At 64.3% G+C, this 22,284-nt stretch carries 21 protein-coding genes; 16 read left to right on the forward strand and 5 right to left on the reverse strand.

What is annotated here, in order from left to right:
- Positions 1-6 precede the first annotated feature (6 nt).
- From AC1DN9_RS04450 to AC1DN9_RS04485, 8 genes are all read left to right on the forward strand, one after another.
- Positions 7-1,803 carry an acyl-CoA dehydrogenase C-terminal domain-containing protein gene (locus AC1DN9_RS04450; protein WP_478097674.1) on the forward strand — a complete coding sequence of 599 codons (1,797 nt, stop codon included), beginning with the start codon at positions 7-9 and terminating at the stop codon, positions 1,801-1,803.
- Between the two features lie 164 nt (positions 1,804-1,967).
- Positions 1,968-2,342: a DUF2147 domain-containing protein gene (locus AC1DN9_RS04455; RefSeq protein ID WP_478097676.1), complete on the forward strand. Its 375-nt coding sequence runs from the start codon at positions 1,968-1,970 to the stop codon at positions 2,340-2,342.
- 124 nt (positions 2,343-2,466) lie between these two features.
- The gene (locus tag AC1DN9_RS04460) at positions 2,467-4,866 is read left to right on the forward strand and encodes a 3-hydroxyacyl-CoA dehydrogenase/enoyl-CoA hydratase family protein (protein ID WP_478097678.1); all 2,400 of its coding nucleotides are present in this window, start codon (positions 2,467-2,469) and stop codon (positions 4,864-4,866) included.
- 11 nt (positions 4,867-4,877) lie between these two features.
- A complete protein-coding gene (locus AC1DN9_RS04465; protein ID WP_478097680.1) occupies positions 4,878-6,077 on the forward strand; it encodes an acetyl-CoA C-acyltransferase in 1,200 nt (399 codons plus the stop codon).
- A gap of 78 nt (positions 6,078-6,155) precedes the next feature.
- Positions 6,156-6,986: an acyl-CoA thioesterase gene (locus AC1DN9_RS04470; RefSeq protein ID WP_478097682.1), complete on the forward strand. Its 831-nt coding sequence runs from the start codon at positions 6,156-6,158 to the stop codon at positions 6,984-6,986.
- A 2-nt stretch (positions 6,987-6,988) separates the two neighbouring features.
- A complete protein-coding gene (locus AC1DN9_RS04475) occupies positions 6,989-7,735 on the forward strand; it encodes an SDR family oxidoreductase (RefSeq protein ID WP_478097684.1) in 747 nt (248 codons plus the stop codon).
- Positions 7,736-7,754: 19 nt separating this feature from the next.
- Positions 7,755-8,345, forward strand: a complete 591-nt coding sequence (locus tag AC1DN9_RS04480) for a 2-hydroxychromene-2-carboxylate isomerase (RefSeq protein ID WP_478098131.1) — start codon at positions 7,755-7,757, stop codon at positions 8,343-8,345.
- A 24-nt stretch (positions 8,346-8,369) separates the two neighbouring features.
- Complete coding sequence (locus AC1DN9_RS04485; RefSeq protein WP_478097686.1) at positions 8,370-9,134, forward strand: enoyl-CoA hydratase; 765 nt, start codon at positions 8,370-8,372, stop codon at positions 9,132-9,134.
- A 104-nt stretch (positions 9,135-9,238) separates the two neighbouring features.
- Here the strand turns inward: AC1DN9_RS04485 and AC1DN9_RS04490 are convergent, their stop codons facing one another.
- Positions 9,239-9,658: an acyl-CoA thioesterase gene (locus AC1DN9_RS04490; RefSeq protein WP_478097688.1), complete on the reverse strand. Its 420-nt coding sequence runs from the start codon at positions 9,656-9,658 to the stop codon at positions 9,239-9,241.
- A 40-nt stretch (positions 9,659-9,698) separates the two neighbouring features.
- On the opposite strand from AC1DN9_RS04490, the gene AC1DN9_RS04495 reads away from it, so the two are divergent.
- Together AC1DN9_RS04495 and AC1DN9_RS04500 are read left to right on the forward strand one after the other, a co-directional pair.
- Positions 9,699-11,531: an ABCB family ABC transporter ATP-binding protein/permease gene (locus AC1DN9_RS04495; protein ID WP_478097690.1), complete on the forward strand. Its 1,833-nt coding sequence runs from the start codon at positions 9,699-9,701 to the stop codon at positions 11,529-11,531.
- A gap of 23 nt (positions 11,532-11,554) precedes the next feature.
- On the forward strand, positions 11,555-12,493 hold the full coding sequence (locus AC1DN9_RS04500) for a 2-hydroxyacid dehydrogenase (protein ID WP_478097692.1): 939 nt from the start codon (positions 11,555-11,557) through the stop codon (positions 12,491-12,493).
- Here AC1DN9_RS04500 and AC1DN9_RS04505 read toward each other — a convergent pair.
- Positions 12,490-13,944, reverse strand: coding sequence for an amidase (locus tag AC1DN9_RS04505; RefSeq protein WP_478097694.1), 1,455 nt, complete (start codon positions 13,942-13,944; stop codon positions 12,490-12,492). The genes AC1DN9_RS04500 and AC1DN9_RS04505 overlap by 4 nt on opposite strands.
- A 36-nt stretch (positions 13,945-13,980) precedes the next feature.
- Here AC1DN9_RS04505 and AC1DN9_RS04510 point away from each other — a divergent pair, with 36 nt between their 5' ends.
- The 5 genes from AC1DN9_RS04510 (at position 13,981) to AC1DN9_RS04530 (ending at position 18,503) form a co-directional block, all read left to right on the forward strand.
- A complete protein-coding gene (locus tag AC1DN9_RS04510) occupies positions 13,981-14,952 on the forward strand; it encodes a LysR substrate-binding domain-containing protein (RefSeq protein ID WP_478097696.1) in 972 nt (323 codons plus the stop codon).
- 319 nt (positions 14,953-15,271) lie between these two features.
- On the forward strand, positions 15,272-16,174 hold the full coding sequence (locus AC1DN9_RS04515) for an amino acid ABC transporter substrate-binding protein (protein WP_478097698.1): 903 nt from the start codon (positions 15,272-15,274) through the stop codon (positions 16,172-16,174).
- An 89-nt stretch (positions 16,175-16,263) separates the two neighbouring features.
- Positions 16,264-16,989 carry an amino acid ABC transporter permease gene (locus AC1DN9_RS04520; RefSeq protein ID WP_478097700.1) on the forward strand — a complete coding sequence of 242 codons (726 nt, stop codon included), beginning with the start codon at positions 16,264-16,266 and terminating at the stop codon, positions 16,987-16,989.
- 1 nt (position 16,990) lies between these two features.
- Positions 16,991-17,656 (forward strand): amino acid ABC transporter permease, encoded by a 666-nt coding sequence (locus AC1DN9_RS04525; RefSeq protein WP_478097702.1) that lies wholly within the window; start codon positions 16,991-16,993, stop codon positions 17,654-17,656.
- 109 nt (positions 17,657-17,765) lie between these two features.
- Complete coding sequence (locus AC1DN9_RS04530; protein ID WP_478098133.1) at positions 17,766-18,503, forward strand: amino acid ABC transporter ATP-binding protein; 738 nt, start codon at positions 17,766-17,768, stop codon at positions 18,501-18,503.
- A gap of 135 nt (positions 18,504-18,638) precedes the next feature.
- Here the strand turns inward: AC1DN9_RS04530 and AC1DN9_RS04535 are convergent, their stop codons facing one another.
- The gene (locus AC1DN9_RS04535) at positions 18,639-19,484 is read right to left on the reverse strand and encodes a GNAT family N-acetyltransferase (RefSeq protein WP_478097704.1); all 846 of its coding nucleotides are present in this window, start codon (positions 19,482-19,484) and stop codon (positions 18,639-18,641) included.
- Positions 19,485-19,531: 47 nt separating this feature from the next.
- On the opposite strand from AC1DN9_RS04535, the gene AC1DN9_RS04540 reads away from it, so the two are divergent.
- On the forward strand, positions 19,532-19,750 hold the full coding sequence (locus AC1DN9_RS04540) for a SlyX family protein (protein ID WP_478097706.1): 219 nt from the start codon (positions 19,532-19,534) through the stop codon (positions 19,748-19,750).
- 30 nt (positions 19,751-19,780) lie between these two features.
- Here AC1DN9_RS04540 and AC1DN9_RS04545 read toward each other — a convergent pair whose 3' ends face one another.
- Positions 19,781-20,575: an HAD-IIB family hydrolase gene (locus tag AC1DN9_RS04545; protein ID WP_478097707.1), complete on the reverse strand. Its 795-nt coding sequence runs from the start codon at positions 20,573-20,575 to the stop codon at positions 19,781-19,783.
- On the reverse strand, positions 20,575-22,203 hold the full coding sequence (locus AC1DN9_RS04550) for a peptide chain release factor 3 (protein ID WP_478097709.1): 1,629 nt from the start codon (positions 22,201-22,203) through the stop codon (positions 20,575-20,577). Before AC1DN9_RS04550 ends, AC1DN9_RS04545 begins: the two co-directional genes overlap by 1 nt.
- Between the last annotated feature and the right edge of the window lie 81 nt (positions 22,204-22,284).

Here is a 22,284-nt window from a genome sequence, read left to right on the forward strand (position 1 = left end):
CTCCACATGCCCGCTTACACCCCACCTCTTCGCGACATGCAATTCGTGATGCATGAGGTGCTGAAGGTCACCGAAGAATTCAAGGCGATGCCCAAGCATGCCGAGGTCGATGCGGACACCGTCAACGCGGTGCTCGAAGAGGGCGGCAAGTTCGCCTCCGAGGTGACTTTCCCGCTCAACATCAACGGTGACGAGGAAGGCTGCGTGCTCGACAAGACCACGCACGAAGTGAAGACCCCCAAGGGCTTCAAGGATGCCTATGCCCAATACGTCGAAGGCGGCTGGGCGGCGCTCTCGTGCGACCCTGCCTACGGTGGTCAGGGCCTGCCTTTTGTCGTGAACCAGTGCATCTACGAAATGCTCAACTCGGCCAATCAGGCATGGACGATGTACCCCGGCCTGTCGCACGGCGCTTATGAAGCGCTCGTGGCCCACGGCACCGACGCGCAAAAGAAGACCTACCTGCCCAAGCTCACGACCGGCGAATGGACCGGCACCATGTGCCTGACCGAACCTCATTGCGGCACCGACCTCGGCATGCTGCGCACCAAGGCCGAACCGCAAACCGACGGCACCTACAAGCTGACCGGCAACAAGATCTTCATCTCGGCCGGCGAACACGACATGGCCGAGAACATCATCCACCTGGTGCTCGCGCGCCTGCCGGACGCGCCCAAGGGCAGCAAGGGCATCAGCCTTTTCGTGGTGCCGAAGTTCAACGTCAACGCCGACGGCTCGCTCGGAAGCCGCAACGGCATCTATTGCGGCGGCCTCGAGCACAAGATGGGTATCCACGGCAACGCGACGGCGCAGATGGTGCTCGAAGCCGCCAGCGGCACGCTCGTCGGCGAGCCCAACAAGGGCCTGGCCGCGATGTTCGTGATGATGAATGCCGCCCGCCTGGGCGTGGGCAACCAGTCGCTCGGCTTGACCGAAGTGGCCTTCCAGAACGCCCTGGCCTATGCCAAGGACCGCATCCAGATGCGCTCGCTCTCTGGCGTGAAGGCCAAGGACAAGGAAGCCGATCCCATCATCGTGCACCCCGACGTGCGCAAGATGCTGATGACCGCCAAGGCCTACGCCGAAGGCGGCCGCGCATTGGCCATCTATTGCACGCTGCTGCTCGACAAGGAGCACAACCATCCCGACGAGAAGGTGCGCAAGGACTCCGGCGAGATCGTCGCGCTGCTGACGCCCATCGTGAAGGCCTTCATCACCGACAACGGCCACATCTCCACCAACGCTTGCATGCAGGTCTTCGGCGGCCATGGCTTCATCAAGGAATGGGGCATGGAGCAGTTCGTGCGCGACAACCGCATCAACATGATCTATGAAGGCACCAACACCATCCAGTCGCTGGACCTGCTGGGCCGCAAGGTGCTGGGCAACAACGGCGCGACGCTGAAGAAGTTCGGCAAGCTGGTCGGCAAGCTGGTGGAAGAAGAAGGCGTCAACGAGAAGATGAGCGAGTTCATCACGCCGGTGGCCATCCTGGGCGACCAGCTCACCAAGTTCACGACCGAGATCGGCTTCAAGGGCTTCCAGAATCCGGATGAAGTCGGCGCCGCGGCTGTCGACTACCTGCGCGTCGCGGGCCACTTCGTGTTCGGCTATCTCTTCGCGTTGATGGCGCGTACGGCGCTGCGCGAGATCGCTGCCGGCAACACCGACCCGTTCTACCAGGCCAAGCTGCAGACCGCGCGCTTCTACTTCGCCAAGCTCTTCCCTGAGACTGCGACCTTGATGCGCACCGCGCGTGCCGGCGCCGCGCCGCTGATGAACACCGACGCCGCGCTGGCATAAATATGCTCACCCCCGAATCTCCGCGCACTTCGTGTCGCTTCGGATCCCCCCTCAAGGGGGCACTGCCTGCGGCCCGGCAAAGCCGGTTCCGCGGCAGTTCCCGAACGGGCTTCGCTGCGCTTGCCGCAGTACTTATATTGGCAAGTGGCAGCGCCTTTGCCCAGATGAGCCCCGTGGGGCTCTGGCGCAGCGTCGACGACAAGACCGGCGAATCGAAGGCTGAGATCCGCATCGCCGAATCGGGCGGCGGACTGCAAGGCCGCATCGAGAAGACACTCCGCAAGGACGCGAAGCCCGATGCGGCGTGCGACGAGTGCACCGATGACCGCAAGGGCAAGCCGATGGTCGGCCTCGACATCATCCGGGGCGGCAAGAAGGCCGAGGGCAAGGACGTCTGGGAAGGCGGAAAGATCCTCGACCCCGAAAACGGCAAGGAATACCGCGCGAGCTTCACCCCCATCGACGGTGGAAAGAAGTTGGAGGTACGCGGCTACCTCGGCCCCTTCTGGCGCACCCAAACCTGGAACCGCATTCCTTGACCCACCCCCGTTGCTTGCTCACTCTCGTGTAGCCGCCTCCCCCTCAAGGGCGCAACACCGGTGGCCCGGCGAAGCCGGTTCCACGGTGTTTCCCGAATCAGTTAGAACTTTTGTAGGGCCAGTTATGTCCAGATTTCAAGTGAAGAAAGTCGCCGTGCTCGGCGCCGGCGTGATGGGCGCGCAGATTGCCGCGCATCTCGTCAATGTGCGTGTGCCGGTCGTGCTGTTCGACCTGCCGGCCAAGGAAGGGTCGAAGAACGGTATCGTCTCGCGTGCCATCGACAACCTCAAGAAGCTCAAGCCCGCGCCGCTCGGCGACGTGGCCGATGCCGGCCTGATCGAGCAGGCCAACTACGAAGTCGATCTCGCCAAGCTTGGTGAATGCGACCTGGTGATCGAAGCGATCGCCGAGCGCATGGACTGGAAGCTCGATCTCTACAAGAAGATCGCGCCGCACGTGGCCAAGCATTCGATCCTGGCCTCGAACACTTCGGGCCTGTCGATCACCAAGCTCAGCGAGGCGCTGCCGGAGGCGCTCAAGCCGCGCTTCTGCGGGATCCACTTCTTCAACCCACCGCGCTACATGTTCCTGGTCGAGCTGATCAACACGCCGACTACCGAGCCGCAGGTGCTCGACGAACTCGAAGCCTTCGTCACCAGCACGCTCGGCAAGGGCGTGGTGCGTGCGCACGACACGCCCAACTTCATCGCCAACCGTGTCGGCATCGCCGGCATGCTGGCGACGCTGAAGGAAGTCGAGAAGTTCGGCCTCACGCCGGACGTGGTGGATGACCTCACCGGCAAGAAGCTCGGCCGCGCCAGTTCGGGCACCTTCCGCACGGCCGACGTGGTCGGGCTCGACACGTTGGCGCACGTCGTCAAGACGCTGCAGGACAACCTGGACGAGAAGAGCGATCCGTTCTATCCGAACTTCGCGACGCCGCCGGTGCTCGCCAAGCTGCTCGAACTGGGCAACCTCGGCCAGAAGACCAAGGCCGGCTTCTTCAAGAAGGCTGGCCGCGACATCCTGCGCTTCGACCTGGCCAAGGGCGAGTACGTGCCTTCCGGCGACAAGGCGGATGAGGTCTACGGTCGCATGCTCAAGAAGCCCGCGCCCGAACGCCTGAAACTGCTGCGCGAGAGCGAAGGCGCGCAGGGCCAATTCCTCTGGGCCATCTTGCGTGACAGCTTCCACTACGCGGCCGTTCACCTCGCGACCATCGCCGAAAGCGCGCGCGACATCGACTTCGCAATGCGCTGGGGCTTCGGCATGAAGCAGGGGCCGTTCGAGCTCTGGCAGGAAGCGGGCTGGAAACAGGTCGCGACCTGGATCCAGGAAGACATCGATGCGGGCAAGGCGCTGTCGACCGCCCCGCTGCCGAAGTGGGTGTTCGAAGGCCCGGTGGCCGAAGCCGGCGGTGTGCACACGCCCGAAGGCTCGTGGAGCGCTTCGCAGAATCGCTTCGTCGCACCGCGCCGCTTGCCGGTGCATGCACGCCAGCTGTTCGCCGAAAGCGTCCTCGGCGCGAACGCACTCGATGCGAACAAGGCCGGCACCACCATCCAGGACGAAGGCGACGTGCGCCTGTGGACGCTGGACGGCGAAGTACTGATCGCCAGCATTCATTCCAAGATGCACGCCATCAGCCCGGATGTGGCCGAGGCCCTCGCCGCGGGCGTCGAGCTCGCCGAGAAGGACTACAAGGCGATGGTGATCTGGTCGCCCGACGAAGTGTTTTCGGTCGGCGCTGACTTGCAGGCCATGCTCCCGGCCTTCGTGGTTGCCGGCATCGGCGCGGTCGAAGCAGCCGAGGAAGAGCTCCAGAAGGTCATGCTCAAGATCCGCTACGCCAGCGTGCCGGTGATCTCGGCCGTGCGCGGCATGGCCTTGGGTGGCGGCTGCGAACTCGCGGCTCACTCGGCGAAGCGCGTTGCGGCGATGGAAAGCTATATCGGTCTCGTGGAAGTGGGCGTGGGCCTCATCCCCGGCGCCGGCGGTCTGACCTACATCGCGCGCCGTGCCGCCGAGAACGCGGCGGCCTCGACTGGCACCGACCTGCTGCCCTTCCTGACCGAAGGCTTCACCGCCGCGGACATGGCCAAGGTGGGCACCGGCGCGCTGGATTCGAAGAAGCTGGGCTACCTGCTGGACAGCGACGTGATCGTCCCGAACAAGGACGAACTGCTCTACGTCGCCTTGCAGCAGGCCAAGTCGATGGCCGATGCCGGATGGCGTCCGCCGCTGCGTCGTACCTTCAAGGTCGCGGGTCGCAGTGGGGCGGCCACGATCAAGGGCCAGTTGGTCAACATGCGCGACGGCGGCTTCATCAGCGCCCACGACTTCCACATCGCGAGCCTGATCGCGGAAGTGGTGACCGGCGGCGACATCGATGCCGGCTCGCTCGTGACCGAGGAATATCTGATGACGCTCGAGCGCAAGGCTTTCTGCTCACTCATCGTGCATCCCAAGACGCAAGAGCGAATCATGGGCATGCTCTCGACCGGCAAGCCGGTGCGGAACTAAGGACAGACATCATGAGCAAACAAATCCAGGACGCCTACATCGTCTCCGCGACCCGCACGCCGATTGGCAAGTCGCATCGCGGCTACTTCCGCAACTACCGTCCCGACGACCTGCTCGCGACCACGCTGAAGGCAGCGCTCGCGGCAGTGCCTGGGCTCGATCCGAAGGCGATCGAGGACATCATCTGCGGTTGCGCGATTCCCGAATCGCAGCAGGGGCTCAACGTCGCGCGCATCGGCGCCGTGCTGGCGGGCCTGCCCAACAGCATCGGCGGGATCACGGTCAATCGCTTCTGCGCATCGGGCCTGTCGGCCGTGCAGATGGCGGCGGACCGCATCCGCGTCGGCGAGGCCGAGGTGATGATCGCGGCCGGCGTCGAAAGCATGAGCATGGTGCCGATGATGGGCAACTCGCCCTCGTTGTCGCCGTCGATCTTCGAGCGTGAAGGCGACGTGGGCATTGCCTACGGCATGGGTCTCACGGCTGAGAAGGTGGCACAGCAATGGAAGGTCAGCCGCGAGGCGCAGGACGCCTTTGCACTGCAATCGCATCAGCGCGCACTGGCTGCGCAGCAGGCCGGTGAATTCAGCGCCGAGATCACGCCGATCGAGGTGACCGACCGCATGCCCAATCTTGAAACTGGGGAAGTGATCACGAAGACCCGCACCGTCAGCCTGGATGAAGGCGCGCGTCCTGACACGTCGATCGAGGGGCTCGCCAAGCTGCGCACGGTGTTCGCTGCGCGCGGCACCGTCACCGCCGGCAACAGTTCGCAGACGTCCGACGGCGCCGGCGCGCTCATCCTCGCGAACGAGAAAGCGTGCAAGCAGTTCGACCTGAAGCCGCTCGCGCGTTTCGTGAGCTTTGCCAGCAAGGGCGTGCCGCCGCACATCATGGGTATCGGCCCGATCGAGGCGATCCCTGCTGCGCTGCGCTACGCCGGGCTGACGCAGGACGCCATCGACTGGATCGAACTCAACGAAGCCTTCGCGGCGCAATCGCTCGCGGTGATGAACACGCTGGGCCTCGATCCGGCCAAGGTCAACCCGATGGGCGGCGCCATAGCGCTGGGACATCCGCTGGGCGCGACGGGCGCCATCCGCTCTGCCACTGTGGTGCACGCACTGCAGCGCAAGAAGCTGAAGTACGGCATGGTCACGATGTGCGTGGGCATGGGGCAGGGCGCGGCAGGGATCTTCGAGCGCGTCTGACGTCTCAGGGTTTGTGAGCAGGTGCAGGCGTCTCCCACACGACTGCACGACCCGTCACCACGGAGGCACACTCCCGCCATGAAGACACATCCTCTCGACCAGGCCCTCGCGCTGTCGCACAGCGACATTCGCGCGGGGCTCTTCTCCGGCACGACGAGCCAGGACTACTGGAACATGGTCGGGCCTTTCGGCGGCACGACCGCAGCGGTCATGCTTCAGTCGGTGCTGCGGCATCCCGACCTGCTCGGGGAGCCCGTCGCACTGACGGTGAACTATGCCGCCGCGTTGGGCGCAGGTTCGTTCGAGGTGTTGGCCGTGCCGGTGCGCACCAACCGATCGACGCAGCACTGGACCATCGAGATGGCTCAGGCCGACGCGGACGGCAAGCGGCACGTCACGACGACGGGAACGGTGGTCACGGCCGTGCGCCGCGAGACCTGGGGCGCAAACGACCTGCCGATGCCCGATGTACCCTCGCCCGAGGCAGTGCCGCGGCTGGCCATCGGTCCGGCGAAGGTGGAATGGCTCCAGCGGTACGAGATGCGCCCCATCAAGGGCATCATTCCCACGCGATGGGACGGTAGTGGCGACCACAGCGAAACGCTCATGTGGCTGCGCGATGACGCGCCGCGTCCATTGGACTTTGCCTCGCTCGCCGCACTGAGCGACACCTTCTATCCCCGCGTCTGGTTGCGGCGGGCCACGCCGGTGCCGATTGGCACGGTGTCGATCACGACTTATTTCCACACCGACGCGGCGCTGCTCGACCAGGTCGGCACCGGCTACCTGCTGGGACGCGCGACGGGGCAACAATTCCGCAATGGCTATTTCGACCAGGCTGCGCAGCTATGGAGCGAAACCGGCGCGTTGCTCGCAACCAGTAACCAGATCGTCTATTTCAAGGAGTGATCGTGGCATCTACCAAGGCAGCATTGATCGTCGGCGCAGGCGACGCCACCGGCGGCGCGATCGCACGCCGCTTCGCACGCGGGGGCTACGCGACCTGCGTCACGCGACGCAGTCTCGACAAGCTCCAGCCGCTGGTCACGCAGATCGAGGCCGAAGGCGGCAAGGCCCATGCCTTCGCGAGCGATGCACGCAAGGAAGAGGAAGTCGTCGCGTTGGTCGAGCAGATCGAGTCGACCATCGGGCCGATCGAAGTGCTGGTGTTCAATATCGGCGCCAACGTGCCCGAAAGCATCCTGGCGGAAACCGCGCGCAAGTATTTCAAGGTCTGGGAAATGGCCTGCTTCTCGGGCTTCCTGAACGGGCGCGAAGTGGCCAAGCGCATGGTGGGGCGCGAACTGCCCGAAGGCGCGCACCGAGGAACGATCATCTTCACCGGCGCCACGGCATCGCTGCGCGGCGCCGCGAACTTCGGCGCTTTTTCGGGCGCGAAGATGGCATTGCGCGCACTGGCGCAAAGCATGGCGCGAGAGCTGGGCCCGCGTGGCATTCACGTGGCGCATTCGATCATCGACGGCGCCATCGACACTGAATTCATCCGCAGCAACTTCCCGGAACGCTATGCGCTCAAGGCAGAGGATGGCATCCTCAATCCCGAGCACATCGCGGATGCCTACTGGATGCTGCATTCGCAGCCACGCGATGCCTGGACGCACGAGCTCGACCTGCGGCCGTGGACCGAGAAGTTCTGAGGAGACAACACACATGACGATGCGATCGGTCGATTTCTATTTCGACTTCGGCAGCCCTGCCTCCTACCTTGCCGCCACGCAGTTGCCGAAGCTTTGCACTGATGCGGGGGCGGAACTGGTCTGGAAGCCGATGCTGCTGGGCGGCGTGTTCCAGGCCACGGGCAACCATTCGCCGGCGACAATCCCAGCCAAAGCGCCTTATGTGTTCACGGATTTCGCGCGTTTTGCGCGCCGCTACGGGGTGCCGATCAAGTTCAATCCTCATTTCCCCATCAACACGCTCGTGTTGATGCGTGGCGCCACCGGCATGCAGATGCATGAGCCCGACCGCTTCCAGGCCTATGTCGATGCCGTCTATCACGCGATGTGGGTCGAGCCGCGCAACTTGAACGACCCGTCGACGGTGGGTGCCGTGTTGCAGGAAGCGGGATTCGATGCCGCGAAGCTGCTCGCGCTGGCCAACGCGCAGGACGTGAAGGACCGCCTCAAGGCGGTCACCCAGGAGGCGGTGGAGCGCGGCGTGTTCGGCGCGCCCACCATGTTCGTCGGCAACCAGATGTTCTGGGGCCAGGACCGGCTCGACTTCGTGCAAGAGGCGCTCGGCGCCTGACCCCATTTTTTGCAAGGACCCATCATGAGCGACATCCTCGTCCACACCGAAGCCGGTGTGATGACCCTCACTTTCAATCGTCTCGACAAGAAGAATTCCATCACCGCGGCGATGTACGGTGAACTTGCCGACGCATTGGCCAAGGCCGAGCAGGACAACGGCGTGCGCGCCGTGCTGATCCAGGGCGACGCCACGATCTTCAGTGCCGGCAACGACATCGGCGACTTTCTCAATGCGCCGCCTTCCACGCAGGAATCGCCGGTGTTCCGCTTCCTGCGCGGCATTGCGACTTTCCCGAAGCCGATCGTGGCATCGGTCTGCGGTCCGGCCGTGGGTATCGGCACGACGATGTTGTTCCACTGCGACCTCGTCTATGCCGGCGACAACGCCGCGTTCTCGATGCCCTTCGTGAACCTGGGCCTGTGTCCCGAGGCCGCCTCCAGCCTCCTGGTGCCGCAAATGTTCGGCTACCACCGCGCAGCCGAGGCACTGTTGCTGGGCGACCCCTTCATGGCCGAAGCGGCGCTCGAAGTGGGCCTGGTCAACCGCGTCGTCCCGCCGACCGAAGCCAACAGCATCGCCCAGGCGCAAGCGCGCAAGCTGGCGGCCAAGCCGCTGAGCGCGCTCGTCGAGACCAAGCGCCTGATGAAGAAGTCGCAGCAGCCCGCGCTGCTCGAGCGCATGGGCGAAGAGGGCCAGACCTTCGGCCGCATGCTGCGCGAACCCGCCGCACGCGAGGCGTTCACCGCCTTCATGGAAAAGCGCAAGCCCGATTTCTCAAAGGTTTGATTCGCCTCCCATTCCTGGGCTGACGCGGAACCGGCTTTGCCGGGCCGCTGGCAGCGCCCCCTGAAAGGGGGTGGGCGGCTACACGAAGTGAGCCAACCTGGGGGTCAGCCCGATATGGGTCGAGGTCGCCCGTTGTCGTCGATGGCGACGTAGGTGAAGGTGGCTTCGGTCACCTTGATGTACTCGCCCTGAGCCCTGAAGCGCTCTGCGAACACCTCGACCGTCACGGTGATCGACGTGCGTCCGATGCGCACGAGCTTCGAATAGAACGACAGGATGTCGCCCAGCCGCACCGGTTGCTTGAATATGAATTCGTTGACGGCGACGGTTGCCATGCGGCCTTTGGCATAGCGCGCCGGAATGACGGAACCGGCCAGGTCGCATTGCGCCATGACCCAGCCGCCGAAGATGTCGCCGTTGGCGTTGCAATCGGCCGGCATCGGGATGACCTTGAGCACGAGCTCCATGTCGACCGGGAGACTTTTGAGTGTGGCGGCCACGTTGGCACTGGGAGAAGCGGACATGGGCACAATCTGGAGCAAATAACAGCCACGATTGTCTCCCATGCGCCGCAGCGGCGAAGCCATTTCTTCACACCATCACGTCTCGGCCGGCCAGCCGGCCCGCAGCGATCGCTCCGACTGGGCGACGCTGCGCAGACTCTTCCCCTACCTCTGGCACTACAAATGGCGGGTGATGGCGGCGCTTGCCTTCATGATCGGCGCCAAGGTTGCCAACGTGGGCGTGCCGATCCTGCTCAAGAACCTGGTCGACGCGATGTCGATCAAGCCCGGCAGCGCCGCTTCGCTGCTGGTGGTGCCCATCGGACTGCTGCTTGCGTATGGGCTGCTCCGGCTCTCGACGGCCGTTTTCAATGAACTGCGCGAACTGGTCTTTGCCAAGGCCACCGAGGGCGCGGCGCGCAGCATCTCGCTCGAAGTCTTCCGCCATCTCCATGCGCTGAGCCTGCGCTTCCACCTGGAGCGGCAGACGGGCGGGATGACGCGCGACATCGAGCGCGGCACGCGCGGCGTGCATTCGCTGATCTCGATGTCGCTCTACAGCATCGTGCCGACAATCATCGAACTGACGCTCGTGCTGTCGGTGCTCGGGGTGAAGTTCGACGCCGTCTTCGTCTGGATCACGCTGGCCGCGCTGGTGGTCTACATCTCGTTCACCGTCACGGTGACCGAATGGCGCACGAAGTTCCGCAAGACGATGAACGAACTCGACTCGAAGGCGCAGAGTCATGCGGTCGATTCGCTGCTGAACTACGAGACGGTCAAGTATTTCAGCAACGAAGAATTCGAGGCGGGCCGCTACGACGAGAGCCTGGAGCGCTACCGCAGGGCCGCCGTCAAGAGCCAGACCACGCTGAGCATGCTCAACGCAGGGCAGCAGTGCCTGATCGCGGTCAGCCTCGTCGCGATGCTCTACCGTGCGACGCAGGGCGTGGTCGACGGACGCATGACGCTCGGCGATCTGGTGATGGTCAATGCCTTCATGATCCAGCTCTATATCCCGCTGAACTTCCTCGGCGTGATCTATCGCGAGATCAAGCAGAGCCTGACCGATCTCGACAAGATGTTCGTGCTGCTCGAAAAAGAGCGCGAGGTGCGCGATGCGCCGGGTGCGAAACCGTTGGCGGGCGTCGATTCGACCGTGCGCTTCGAGAACGTGAGTTTTGCCTACGAAGCGGCGCGGCCGATCCTCAAGAATGTCAGCTTCGAGATTCCGGCGGGTCAGACCGTCGCAGTGGTCGGGCCCTCGGGGTCGGGCAAGTCGACGATGGCCAGGCTGCTCTACCGCTTCTACGACGTGCAACAGGGCCGCGTCACGATCGGCGGTGAGGACATTCGCCAGGTGACCCAGGCCAGCGTGCGCCAGTCGATCGGCATCGTGCCGCAGGACACCGTGCTGTTCAACGACACCGTCGAATACAACATCGCCTACGGCCGCCCCGGTGCCAGTCGCGCCGAGGTAGAGGAGGCCGCACGCGCCGCGCGCATCCACGACTTCATCGCGCATACGCCAAAGGGCTATGAAACCACGGTGGGCGAACGCGGGCTCAAGCTTTCGGGCGGCGAGAAACAGCGCGTCGCGATTGCGCGCACGCTGCTCAAGAATCCGCCGATCGTGATCTTCGACGAGGCGACCTCCGCGCTGGATTCGGCCAACGAGCGGGCGATCCAGTCCGAGCTCAAGAGCGCCGCGCGCAACAAGACGACGCTCGTGATCGCGCACCGGCTGTCGACGGTTGTCGACGCGCACGAAATCCTCGTGCTCGAAAGCGGTGTGATCGTCGAGCGCGGCACCCATGCCGACTTGCTCGCACGACAGGGCAAGTACGCGCAGATGTGGAGACTGCAGAAGCTCGAGGCCGCGCCCGTACTGTGATTTGTTTTTCAGGAGTGATTTGAATGTCCGGGAAGATTCCTCTTTTGGTGCTCAACAGTCTTTCGAGTGCCCATCAGACCCAGATTGGCGCGGTCTACGACGTGACCTACGCGCCCACCCCCGCCGAGCGGAAGGCGGCCGTCGCGGCGCACGGCGCGAAGTTCCGCGCGGTGCTGACCATCGGCGTCATCGGCATCACGCCCGAAGAGATTGCCGCGATGCCGAAGCTCGAACTCATCTGCGCGATGGGCGCGGGCTATGAAGGCCTTCCGCTGGAAGCGGCACGTGCGCGTGGCATCGCGACCGCCAACGGCGCAGGCACCAATGCCGACTGCGTGGCGGACCATGCCTTCGGTCTGCTGATCGGCATCGTGCGCCGCATCCGCACGCTGGATCTGCAGTGCCGGGAAGGCGTCTGGCGCGAGGAGATTCCGCACCCGCCCAACGTCTCGGGCAAGAGGCTCGGCATCCTCGGGCTCGGCATCATCGGCCAGAAGATCGCCAAGCGCGCGGCCGGCTTCGACATGGAGATCGGCTATCACAACCGCAAGCCGCGCGAAGGCGTCGACCACCGCTATTTCGACAGCCTCGAAGCGCTGGCCGAATGGGCCGATGTGCTGGTGATCGCCACGCCGGGCGGTCCTGGCACGCGACACATGGTCAATGCCCGGATCCTCGATGCGATCGGCCCGCAGGGCTACCTGATCAACATCTCGCGCGGGAGCGTGGTCGACACCGAGGCCCTGGCGGCCGCATTGCGTGCCAACCGGATCGCCGGTGCGGGGCTCGATGTCTACGAGAGCGAGCCCAAGCGCCCTGAGCCGCTGATCGGCCTCGACAACGTCTTGCTGACGCCGCACATGGCAGGCTGGTCGCCCGAGGCGACGCAGGCATCGGTGAACCGGTTCATGGAGAACGCCGAAGGGCACTTCGCCGGACGCGGCGTCGTTTCGCCGATCTAACCCGACAGACCGTCCAGGACCGACGGCCGGATTGCGCTCCAGCCGCAGCTCTTGTCATAGGCATGGCCCAGCCGCAGTACAGCGAGATCGCTGTGGATCGGTCCGGCGATTTGCAGGCCCATCGGTAGCCCGCCCTCGCCGAAGCCCGCGCGAACGTTGAGCGTCGGAAGCCCGGCGAGCGTGAACGGCGTGACGATCTCCATCCATCGGTGGTAGGTGTCGCTTTGAACGTCACCGACCTTCTCCGGCCATGCGAGTTGGGCATCGAAGGGAAAGACCTGGGCCGTCGGCGCCACGACGAAATCGAAACTCTCGAACGCACGCACGAAGGCGCGATAGACGTTCGAGCGATAGACCGAGGCCTGATACAGCGCCGCGGCATCCAGCTTGTGGCTCTGCTCGACTTCCCACCGCGCTTCGGGCTTGAGCCGTTCGCGCAGGGCGGGGTCGACAAACGCCGCGCCGAGCTTGCCACCCACCAGCAACTGGCGCAGCCGCAGCCACGCGGTCCAGTTCTGTTCGCGTGGCACATCGAGCTGGTGCGGCTCGACGTTGCAGCCGAGGTCCCGGAAGGTCTGCAGGGCGCGCTCGCAGAGTTCGCGCACGCCGGGGGCGAGCGGCAGGTCAGGCCAAATGCTGCCGAGCCAGCCGATGCGCAGACCCTTCACATCTCCTTCGAGTTGCAGCGCATCGGGCGAGGGAAGGCTGTCCTGCAATGACAGCGGAACGCGGTGATCGAAGCCTGCCTGCACGGCGAGCAGTCGCGCTGCATCTTCAACGGTGCGGCCCATCGGGCCTTCGCAGCCGAGTTGCTGCATGAACAGTTCTTCATCCGGCGAGCCTGGCACCCGACCGCGTGAAGGCCGGAACCCGATCACGTTGTTGAAGGCGGCCGGGTTGCGAAGCGAGCCACCCATGTCGCTGCCGTCGGCCACCGGCAGCATGCCAAGTGCCAGTGCCACGGCCGCGCCGCCGCTGCTGCCGCCGGCGGTCAGCGTCGGTTGATAGGCGTTCAGTGTGGTTCCGAAGACCGTGTTGTAGGTGTGCGAGCCGAGCCCGAACTCGGGCGTGTTCGTCTTGCCGATGACGATCGCGCCGGCATTGCGGGCGCGTGCCACGTGCAGGCTGTCCGCCCGGGCCGGCGAACGTGGCGCCAATGGCGAACCCATCGAAGTCGGCAGCCCGACGGCATGGCTCAGGTCCTTCACGGCGAGCGGAAATCCATGCATCCAGCCGAGACGTTCACCGCGCGCGAGTTGGGCGTCGCGCTCGTCGGCCTCGGCCAGCAATTGCGCCGGATCGCGCAGCGAAACGATGGCGTTGAAGCGCGGATTCAGCGCCTCGATCCGCGCCAGGGTGGCGGCCATCAATTCGCGGCACGACAACTCGCGGGCTGCGATCCGGCGTGACAGGGTGGTGGCGTCGAGGGCGAGGAGGTCGTTGGGTTGCATGGCGGAAGTATGTCGCAGCGCTCGCATAATGGATTCATGGAAACCAAGTGGCTAGAAGACTTCGTCAGCCTTGCCGAGACGCGCAGTTTCAGTCGTTCGGCCCAATTGCGTCACGTCACGCAGCCTGCCTTTTCCCGCCGCATTCAGGCGCTGGAAGGATGGGCCGGCACCGACCTCGTCGATCGCAGTTCCTATCCGACGCGCCTGACGCCCGCAGGCCAGACGCTGTACGGCCAGGCGATCGAGATGCTGCAGGCCTTGCAGAGCACGCGCGCCATGCTGCGCGGGCATTCGGCGGCGGCGCAGGACGTGATCGAGTTTGCCGTTCCGCACACGCTGGCCTTTACCTTCTTCCCGTCCTGGGTCACGAGCCTGCGCGAACAGTTTGGCCCGATGAAGAGCCGGCTGATCGCCCTCAATGTGCATGACGCAGTTCTCCGCTTGGTGGAGGGCAGTTGCGATCTCCTGATCGCCTATCACCATCCCTCCCAGCCCTTGCCGCTCGATGCCACGCGCTACGAGATGGTGAGCCTTGGCGAAGAGGTGGTCGCGCCGTGGGTCAAGCCGGATGCCGAAGGCGCGCCGCGCTTCCGTCTGCCCGGGCGTGCCGGCCAGCCGCTTCCCTATCTCGGTTATGCGCCCGGTGCGTACCTTGGGCGGGTGGTCGATCAGTTGCTCAAGGAGTCCGGCACGGCCATTCATCTCGACCGCGTCTACGAAACCGACATGGCCGAAGGCCTCAAGGTGATGGCGTTGGAAGGTCACGGCATTGCCTTTCTGCCGCAAAGCGCTGTCCGGAAAGAAGCGCGCGCACGCACGCTGGTGAGCGCGCTGCCGCCGGAGATCGATCGCCTGGAAGCAACCATGGAGATCCGCGCATACCGCGAACGACCCGCGGCGCCGTCGAAGGTCGTGGGCCGTAACGGCAAGGGCGACATGGCGCCGCCGCAGGCCAAGAGCACCGTCGAGGCGCTCTGGGCTTACCTGGTGGGTACGCAGCCGCGATGATGCCGCGCTGATGCCGGCAGATGTCGAGTTGTGCGCTGCACAAAACTATGAGGCCCAGGCATGTCAGCTGACGCATACGGCATTGGCGCTCGACATCCGGCTCCCTTACAGTCGCCGCGCAGAACTGGGCACAAAGACTGCTTGGAGACTGCCTGGGGAACAGGGGCCCTGCGAAAAGCGTCAGGCGCACCAGTGCGGCACTCCTGCACATTGAATGCGTTCGACCCCGGTGCGTCGTGCACCGGGTTGGTCCCGGTATCCCGCAGCATGTGAATGTCTAGAATCCCGACCTACCCTTTAGTCACCCAGGAGTATCCCTATGAAGAAGCAGGTATTGGCATTGGCCGCATTGGCTCTCGCCACGAGCGGAGCGTTTGCACAGGCCAATGACACCCTCGCCAAGATCAAGTCGACCGGCGCCGTCACCATGGGCGTGCGCGACTCGTCCGGTGCGCTGGCCTACACCATTGGCGATGGCAAGTTCGTTGGCTTCCATACGGAGATGTCCGAACGCATCCTGGCCGATATCCAGAAGCAATTGGGCCTGCCCAAGCTGGACATCAAGCGCCAGTTGGTGACCTCGCAGAACCGCATTCCGCTGGTGCAGAACGGCACCGTCGATCTTGAATGCGGCTCGACCACCAACAATACGGCTCGCCAGAAGGACGTGGCCTTCGCTGTGACGACCTACGTCGAGGAAGTCCGGATCGCCGTCAAGGCCAATTCGGGCATCAACTCGATCAAGGACCTGAACGGCAAGAGCGTCGCCACCACCACCGGCACGACCTCGGTGCAGACGCTACGCAAGAACGAACGCGCACAAGGCATCGACTTCAAGGAAGTCATGGGCAAGGACCACGCGGACAGCTTCCTGCTGCTCGAGACCGGCCGTGCCGATGCGTTCGTGATGGATGGCCAGATCCTCGCCGGCAACATCTCCAAGTCGAAGAATCCGGCCGATTTCAAGATCGTCGGCGAAGCGCTGTCGGTCGAACCGATTGCCTGCATGGTCCGCAAGGATGACCCGGCCTTCCTGAAGGCCGTCGACGACAGCATCAAGCGCCAGATCGCCGACGGCTCGCTGGCCAAGCTCTACGACAAGTGGTTCATGCAGCCGATCCCGCCGACCAACACGAAGGTGGGCCTGCCGATGTCGGAAGCCACCAAGAATGCTTGGGCGAACCCCAACAACAAGCCGATGGAAGCGTACGCCGCCAAGTGATCGGCATGGACTGACACCAGACGCCCGCCCTTTGCGGCGGGCGTTTGTTTTCAGGAATCAATCAAGCAATAAAGACCTGAGGAGGTCCGATGGGAAATTGGGATTGGCAGGTATTCCTGGAAGACCCGGGCGGCAAGATTCCGACGTACTGGCAATGGCTGGTCTCGGCCTGGGGCTGGACGGTGGCGGTGTCGCTTTGCTCGCTGGTCGTGGCGTTGGTGATCGGCTCCATCGTGGGCGTGATTCGCACGCTGCCGAACAGTCCCTGGCTGGTTCGCTTCGGCAACGCCTGGGTCGAACTGTTCCGCAACATTCCGCTGCTGGTGCAGATCTTTCTCTGGTACCACGTGGTGCCGAAGATCTTTCCGATCTTTGCCGGCGTGCCGCCGTTTCTGCTGGTGGTCTTCGCGCTCGGCTTCTTCACTTCGTCGCGGATCGCCGAACAATTGCGCTCCGGCATCCAGGCGCTGCCAAAGGGGCAACGCTACGCGGGCATGGCGATGGGTTTCACCACACCGCAGTACTACCGCTATGTGATTCTGCCGATGGCCTATCGCATCATCATTCCGCCGCTCACCAGCGAATCGATGAACATCTTCAAGAATTCGTCGGTCGCTTTCGCGGTGTCGATCCCCGAGATGATCCAGTTCGCGATGCAGGCCGGCGAGGAAACCTCGCGCGTGTCGGAGATGTACCTTGCCGTGACGGTGCTCTACATCATCTCGGCGATGATCATCAACCGCATCATGGCCTGGGTCGAGAAGAGGGTTCGGGTGCCCGGCTTCGTGGCGGCCGGTGGAACGGGAGGCCATTGAGATGAATCTCGATCTTTCATTCTTCACGTGGGCCACCGTCAGCAGCTATTTGCTGAAGGGCTTTTACTTCAGCATCTTCCTGACGGTCGTCGCGACTGCGGGCGGCATCGTGTTCGGCACCCTGCTGGCGCTGATGCGGCTTTCGGGCAAGAAGTGGCTCGATATGCCGGCCGCCATCTACGTCAACGGCATGCGCAGCATTCCGCTGGTGATGATGATCCTGTGGTTCTTCCTGCTGGTGCCCAACATGATCGGGCGGCCGGTCGGCGCCGAGTATTCGGCGATCATCACCTTCATTGCCTTCGAGGCGGCGTACTTCAGCGAGATCATGCGCGCGGGCATCCAGTCGATACCGCGTGGCCAGGTCTTCGCGGGCCAGGCGGTGGGCATGACCTACAGCCAGAACATGAAGCTCGTGATCCTGCCGCAGGCCTTCCGCAACATGCTGCCGGTGCTGCTGACGCAAACCATCATCCTGTTCCAGGACACTTCGCTGGTCTATGCCATTGGCGCCTACGATCTGTTCAAGGGCTTCGATACTGTTGCCAAGAATTTCGGCCGCCCTGTCGAGGCCTACCTGTTGGCCGCGGTCGTCTACTTCGTGCTCTGCTATTCGCTCTCGCGTCTGGTCAAGATGCTCCACAAGAAGATCGCCATCATCCGCTGAAGGAGAAACCATGAACCCCCACGCTCATCACTTCGTGTATTCGCTGCCCCCCGAGGGGGCGCACGCCTCCCTTGGGGCGGCCCGGCGGGAGGCCTAAATGTCCGACAAAATGATTGAAATCAAGAACGTCTCCAAGTGGTACGGGCCCGTCCAGGTGCTCAACGACTGCTCGGTGAGCATCGCGAAGGGCGACGTGGTCGTGGTGTGTGGTCCTTCGGGCTCCGGCAAGTCCACGCTGATCAAGACCGTGAACGCGCTCGAGCCTTTCCAGAAGGGCGAGATCTCGGTCAACGGCATTCCGCTGCACGACCCCAAGACCAATCTTCCGCAGCTGCGCTCGAAGGTCGGCATGGTGTTCCAGCACTTCGAGCTGTTTCCGCACCTCTCGGTGACGGAGAACCTCACGATTGCGCAGATCAAGGTGCTGGGCCGCAGCCCCGACGAAGCGAAGACCCGCGGCCTGAAGATGCTCGACCGCGTGGGCCTGATGGCGCACAAGGACAAGTTCCCCGGCCAGCTCTCCGGCGGCCAGCAGCAGCGCGTGGCGATCGCCCGCGCGCTCAGCATGGACCCGATCGTCATGCTGTTCGACGAGCCGACCTCCGCGCTGGATCCCGAGATGGTGGGTGAGGTGCTCGACGTGATGGTGGCGCTGGCCAAGGAAGGCATGACCATGATGGTGGTCACGCACGAAATGGGCTTCGCCCGCAAGGTTGCCAGCCGCGTGATCTTCATCGACGTCGGGGGCCGGATTCTCGAAGACTGTTCGAAGGACGAGTTCTTCGGTCATCCGGAGAACCGGCAGCCGCGCACGAAGGACTTCCTCAACAAGATCCTGGCGCACTAGGCTCGCCCCCAGGTTGCCCCGCACTTCGTGTCGGGGCGCCCACCCCCTACCGGGGGCGCAGCCGGCGGCCCGGCCAAGCCGGTTCCGCGGCAGCCCTGGAATGAAAGCCCCGCGTGCGGGGCTTTCTTGTTGGCGCTAGCCTAGTTCGAAGGTGGTGATGCCGTAGAGCCTGTTGAGCTCGCTGGTGGGGGCGGGGCCTGCGTACATGCGGGCGGTTTCGAAGACGCTGTGCATGGTATGCCTCTTCGCAAGCTCGACGGCGTCGGCATTTGGCAGCGGGACGTCCAGATAGATGGCTTCTCCGGCAGGTACGCTGGCGCGAAGCGTTTCGAAGAGCGTGTTCGCTACTTGCGGGTCATCCGCAATCAATGGGCCGATCTTGTGGCCTTCGCGGCAGCGCCGGATCAGTCCCCATCCTGCGAGCCGGCCCTCCACCACGCATGCCAATCCTGTTGCATCGGGCATCGAGATCCAACTGCGCAGGAACGCCTCGCGCGGCGCCGGAAATACGCGGCGATCATCGGCGCAGAGCGATGCGAAGTCGATCGAGCCGAGCGGGACGACCTGCGCGAACATGGCAGGGTCCGTGGGTCGCGCGATGCCGGCGAAGCGGACGTTGTTCCATGCCAGTTCGAAGCCGCTGTGGCGATAGTTGTCCTGCTGGGCTGGCACGCCGTCGAGCCCAACGACGTGTCCCGCGAGCCGGTCCATGCCTGCCTTCCACAGCCGAAGTCCGACGCCTCGTCCCCGCCAAGCAGGCGCGACGATGTAGAGGCCGATGAAGCCGAAGCGTCCGCCGTAGGAGACTGCACTGATGCAGCCCACGGCCTCGCCCTGGTGCTCGGCCACAAGGAAGCCCTCGGCGTCGGCTGCATGAAAACAGGCGGCGTCGTGCAGCCCCGGGTTCCATCCTTCGCGCGCAGCCCATTCGATCACGAGCGGCATCTCGTCGCTGCGAAGTGTGCGAATCGTGAGGTCCATGCGCGGCATTTTCTCCCCATCGCCTCGACATCCTGTCCAATAGCGGCATGGACACCTCGCATGATGCCGACCGCCGCCTGAACGAGCTTGAAATCAAGGCAAGCTTCACCGAAGACCTGCTGGATCAACTGAACCTGACCATCTACAGGCAACAGCAGCAGATCGACAGCCTCATGCTCCAGGTGGCGCAGCTCCGGCAGCAGATCCCCGAAGGCGGTGCCGGCGGATCGCGCAACCTGCGCGACGAACTGCCGCCCCACTATTGAGGTTGATGCAACGGAAGCCGCGATCTGCGGCTAATTCCGGCGTTCGCTGAGCACTGCCGCCGCCACTTCGGCGAATCCGGCGCCGCGCTCGTGCCGTGCGACGTAGCGCGGCAGATGCGGCAAGGCAGCCTCGAAGCGGCGGACGTTCGCGACGCCGATGCTGTGTTCGAAGTGCTCGAACATCAGCGCGTCATTGGTGGAGTCGCCGACGTAGGCCCAGCGCGCCATTTCGGCGTCAAGGTCGCGATCCCAGAGTTCGCGCACGATCCAACGGGCGCCGGCGAGCTTGTTGTGATCGCCGTACCAGCCGTTGACGTGGATGCTGCTCACAGTCGCGTGCATGCCCTCGCTTCGCATCAATGCGACGACGGCGGCGATCTGCGAATCGCTCAGGGTGGCGAACTCGCTGTGATCGATCGCGATGTCGCATTCGCGTCCGGCCGAATCAGTAGCGCGTCGGGCGCCGGGAATCTCGCGTTCGATGCGCGCGAGCACGGTCTGCATGCGCTCGAAGTTGTGGGCACGGGTCGCCGCATCTTGCTGGTATCGCTTTTCGAGTTCGCCGGTCGCAGATGGCACCAGCGCGACCGCGCCGTTCTCGGCAACGATCGCGTCGATCGGCCACGCTGTCGCGAAGGGTTCGCTCCAGCCGACGGGCCGACCGGTGACGGCGACCACATGCAGGCCCACGGCCTTCAGTGCGGCCATCGACTGCAAGGCATCGGGCGTGATCGCTCCTTCTGTCGTCAGCGTGTCGTCGATGTCGGTGAACACGCCGATCAACTGGCGCCGCGCCTGCAACGGCCACTGACTCAGCGGCTGCATCAACCCGCCGTTTGCAGCGCGAGGCCTGCATGCTCCCGCAGGGGATGGAAATGGATCTTGGGAAAGCGCTCCTGCGCCAGCCGCACGTCGTAGGGCGAGGTGCACAGGAAGGCGAGCGTGTCGGCCGCGTCGCGCGCCATGCGTGCGGGATAGGCATCGACGAATGTGCGCAGCTCGGCCGGCGTGTCGGCGGTGATCCACCGTGCCCCGGTGTATTGACAGCCTTCGAGTCGTATGTCGGCGTCGTACTCGGTCTTCAGGCGGTGCTGCACGACCTCGAACTGCAGTTGCCCGACCGCGCCGAGCAGCATCGGTCCGCCGATCTCGGGGCGGAACACCTGGATCGCGCCTTCTTCACCCAGCTGTGCCAGGCCTTGCTGCAATTGCTTGGTGCGCAGCGGGTTCTTCAGGATCACCGTCATGAACAACTCGGGCGCAAAGAAGGGCAGGCCGGTGAACTGCAACGACGCGCCGTCGGTGATGGTGTCGCCCAACTGCACCCCGCCATGCGTGGTGAAGCCGACGATGTCGCCGGCATAGGCTTCCTCGACGGCCTCGCGGCGCTGGCTCATGAAGGTCACGACGCTGGTCGGCCGCAGTTCCTTGGCGGTGCGCTGCACCTTGAGCTTCATGCCCGGCGTGTATCGGCCCGAAGCCATCCGCACGAAGGCGATGCGATCGCGGTGGTTGGCATCCATGTTGGCCTGCACCTTGAAGACGACACCGGCGAAATCCTTGTCATCCGGGTGGATCTCTTTCGTGACGGGCTGGCGGTTGACCATCGTCGTACTCACGCGCGGTTGCGGCGGCGGCGCGAGGTCGACCAGCGCATCGAGCACTTCCATCACCCCGAAGTTGTTGACGCCGGACCCGAAGAACACGGGCGTCTGCTTGCCGGCGAGGAAGGCCTCGCGATCCCAGGCGGGCGATGCGCCGGTCGCGAGTTCCATGCTCTCCATGGCCGTTTCGAATTCATGGCCGAAGCGCTTCTGGAGCGCCTCGCGATCGGTCAGGGGAATGGTCTCGAAGTCCTGTGGGAGTCGCTCGCTGCCCGACTCGAACACCGTCATTGCGTGGGTACGCAAGTTCACGATGCCACCGAAGGACTTGCCCTGGCCGACCGGCCAGGTCATCGGCACACAGGGCATGCCCAGCTCGCGCTCGATCTCGTCGAGCAGTTCGAGCGGCTCGCGCACTTCGCGGTCCATCTTGTTGACGAAGGTGATGATGGGTGTGTCGCGCTGGCGGCAGACCTCGATCAGGCGGCGCGTCTGTGCTTCGACACCGTTGGCCGCGTCGATCACCATCAGCGCCGAATCGACGGCGGTGAGAACGCGGTAGGTATCTTCGGAGAAGTCCTTGTGGCCCGGCGTGTCGAGCAGGTTGATGACGTGCTCGCGATAGGCCATCTGCATCACCGAGGATGCGACCGAGATGCCGCGCTGCTTCTCGATCTCCATCCAGTCCGACGTGGCATGTCGCGAAGCCTTGCGCGCCTTGACGGAGCCGGCAATCTGGATCGCGCCAGAGAACAGCAGCAGCTTTTCAGTCAGCGTGGTCTTGCCGGCGTCCGGGTGGGAAATGATCGCAAAAGTGCGGCGGCGGCGGGTTTCGGAGGCGAATGTCATGGGGTGAACGCGGTGCGCGCTCACGGGCGCGGGCGGCAGAAGGCAAAGCCCGCAATTTTACCGAGCGACCCGCCGATGCGC

This window comes from Variovorax sp. 05L425, from assembly GCF_056397705.1.

Bases quoted from the DNA above. Each gene is read 5' to 3' on its own strand.
- AC1DN9_RS04525 (WP_478097702.1), top strand. From the start codon at position 16,991: ATGAATCTCGATCTTTCATTCTTCACGTGGGCCACCGTCAGCAGCTAT.
- AC1DN9_RS04490 (WP_478097688.1), bottom strand. From the start codon at position 9,658: ATGTCCGCTTCTCCCAGTGCCAACGTGGCCGCCACACTCAAAAGTCTC.
- AC1DN9_RS04455 (WP_478097676.1), top strand. From the start codon at position 1,968: ATGAGCCCCGTGGGGCTCTGGCGCAGCGTCGACGACAAGACCGGCGAA.
- AC1DN9_RS04535 (WP_478097704.1), bottom strand. From the start codon at position 19,484: ATGGACCTCACGATTCGCACACTTCGCAGCGACGAGATGCCGCTCGTG.
- AC1DN9_RS04515 (WP_478097698.1), top strand. From the start codon at position 15,272: ATGAAGAAGCAGGTATTGGCATTGGCCGCATTGGCTCTCGCCACGAGC.
- AC1DN9_RS04530 (WP_478098133.1), top strand. From the start codon at position 17,766: ATGATTGAAATCAAGAACGTCTCCAAGTGGTACGGGCCCGTCCAGGTG.
- AC1DN9_RS04540 (WP_478097706.1), top strand. From the start codon at position 19,532: ATGGACACCTCGCATGATGCCGACCGCCGCCTGAACGAGCTTGAAATC.
- AC1DN9_RS04510 (WP_478097696.1), top strand. From the start codon at position 13,981: ATGGAAACCAAGTGGCTAGAAGACTTCGTCAGCCTTGCCGAGACGCGC.
- AC1DN9_RS04480 (WP_478098131.1), top strand. From the start codon at position 7,755: ATGCGATCGGTCGATTTCTATTTCGACTTCGGCAGCCCTGCCTCCTAC.
- AC1DN9_RS04450 (WP_478097674.1), top strand. From the start codon at position 7: ATGCCCGCTTACACCCCACCTCTTCGCGACATGCAATTCGTGATGCAT.
- AC1DN9_RS04485 (WP_478097686.1), top strand. From the start codon at position 8,370: ATGAGCGACATCCTCGTCCACACCGAAGCCGGTGTGATGACCCTCACT.
- AC1DN9_RS04520 (WP_478097700.1), top strand. From the start codon at position 16,264: ATGGGAAATTGGGATTGGCAGGTATTCCTGGAAGACCCGGGCGGCAAG.
- AC1DN9_RS04460 (WP_478097678.1), top strand. From the start codon at position 2,467: ATGTCCAGATTTCAAGTGAAGAAAGTCGCCGTGCTCGGCGCCGGCGTG.
- AC1DN9_RS04465 (WP_478097680.1), top strand. From the start codon at position 4,878: ATGAGCAAACAAATCCAGGACGCCTACATCGTCTCCGCGACCCGCACG.
- AC1DN9_RS04470 (WP_478097682.1), top strand. From the start codon at position 6,156: ATGAAGACACATCCTCTCGACCAGGCCCTCGCGCTGTCGCACAGCGAC.
- AC1DN9_RS04545 (WP_478097707.1), bottom strand. From the start codon at position 20,575: ATGCAGCCGCTGAGTCAGTGGCCGTTGCAGGCGCGGCGCCAGTTGATC.
- AC1DN9_RS04495 (WP_478097690.1), top strand. From the start codon at position 9,699: ATGCGCCGCAGCGGCGAAGCCATTTCTTCACACCATCACGTCTCGGCC.
- AC1DN9_RS04550 (WP_478097709.1), bottom strand. From the start codon at position 22,203: ATGACATTCGCCTCCGAAACCCGCCGCCGCCGCACTTTTGCGATCATT.
- AC1DN9_RS04500 (WP_478097692.1), top strand. From the start codon at position 11,555: ATGTCCGGGAAGATTCCTCTTTTGGTGCTCAACAGTCTTTCGAGTGCC.
- AC1DN9_RS04505 (WP_478097694.1), bottom strand. From the start codon at position 13,944: ATGCAACCCAACGACCTCCTCGCCCTCGACGCCACCACCCTGTCACGC.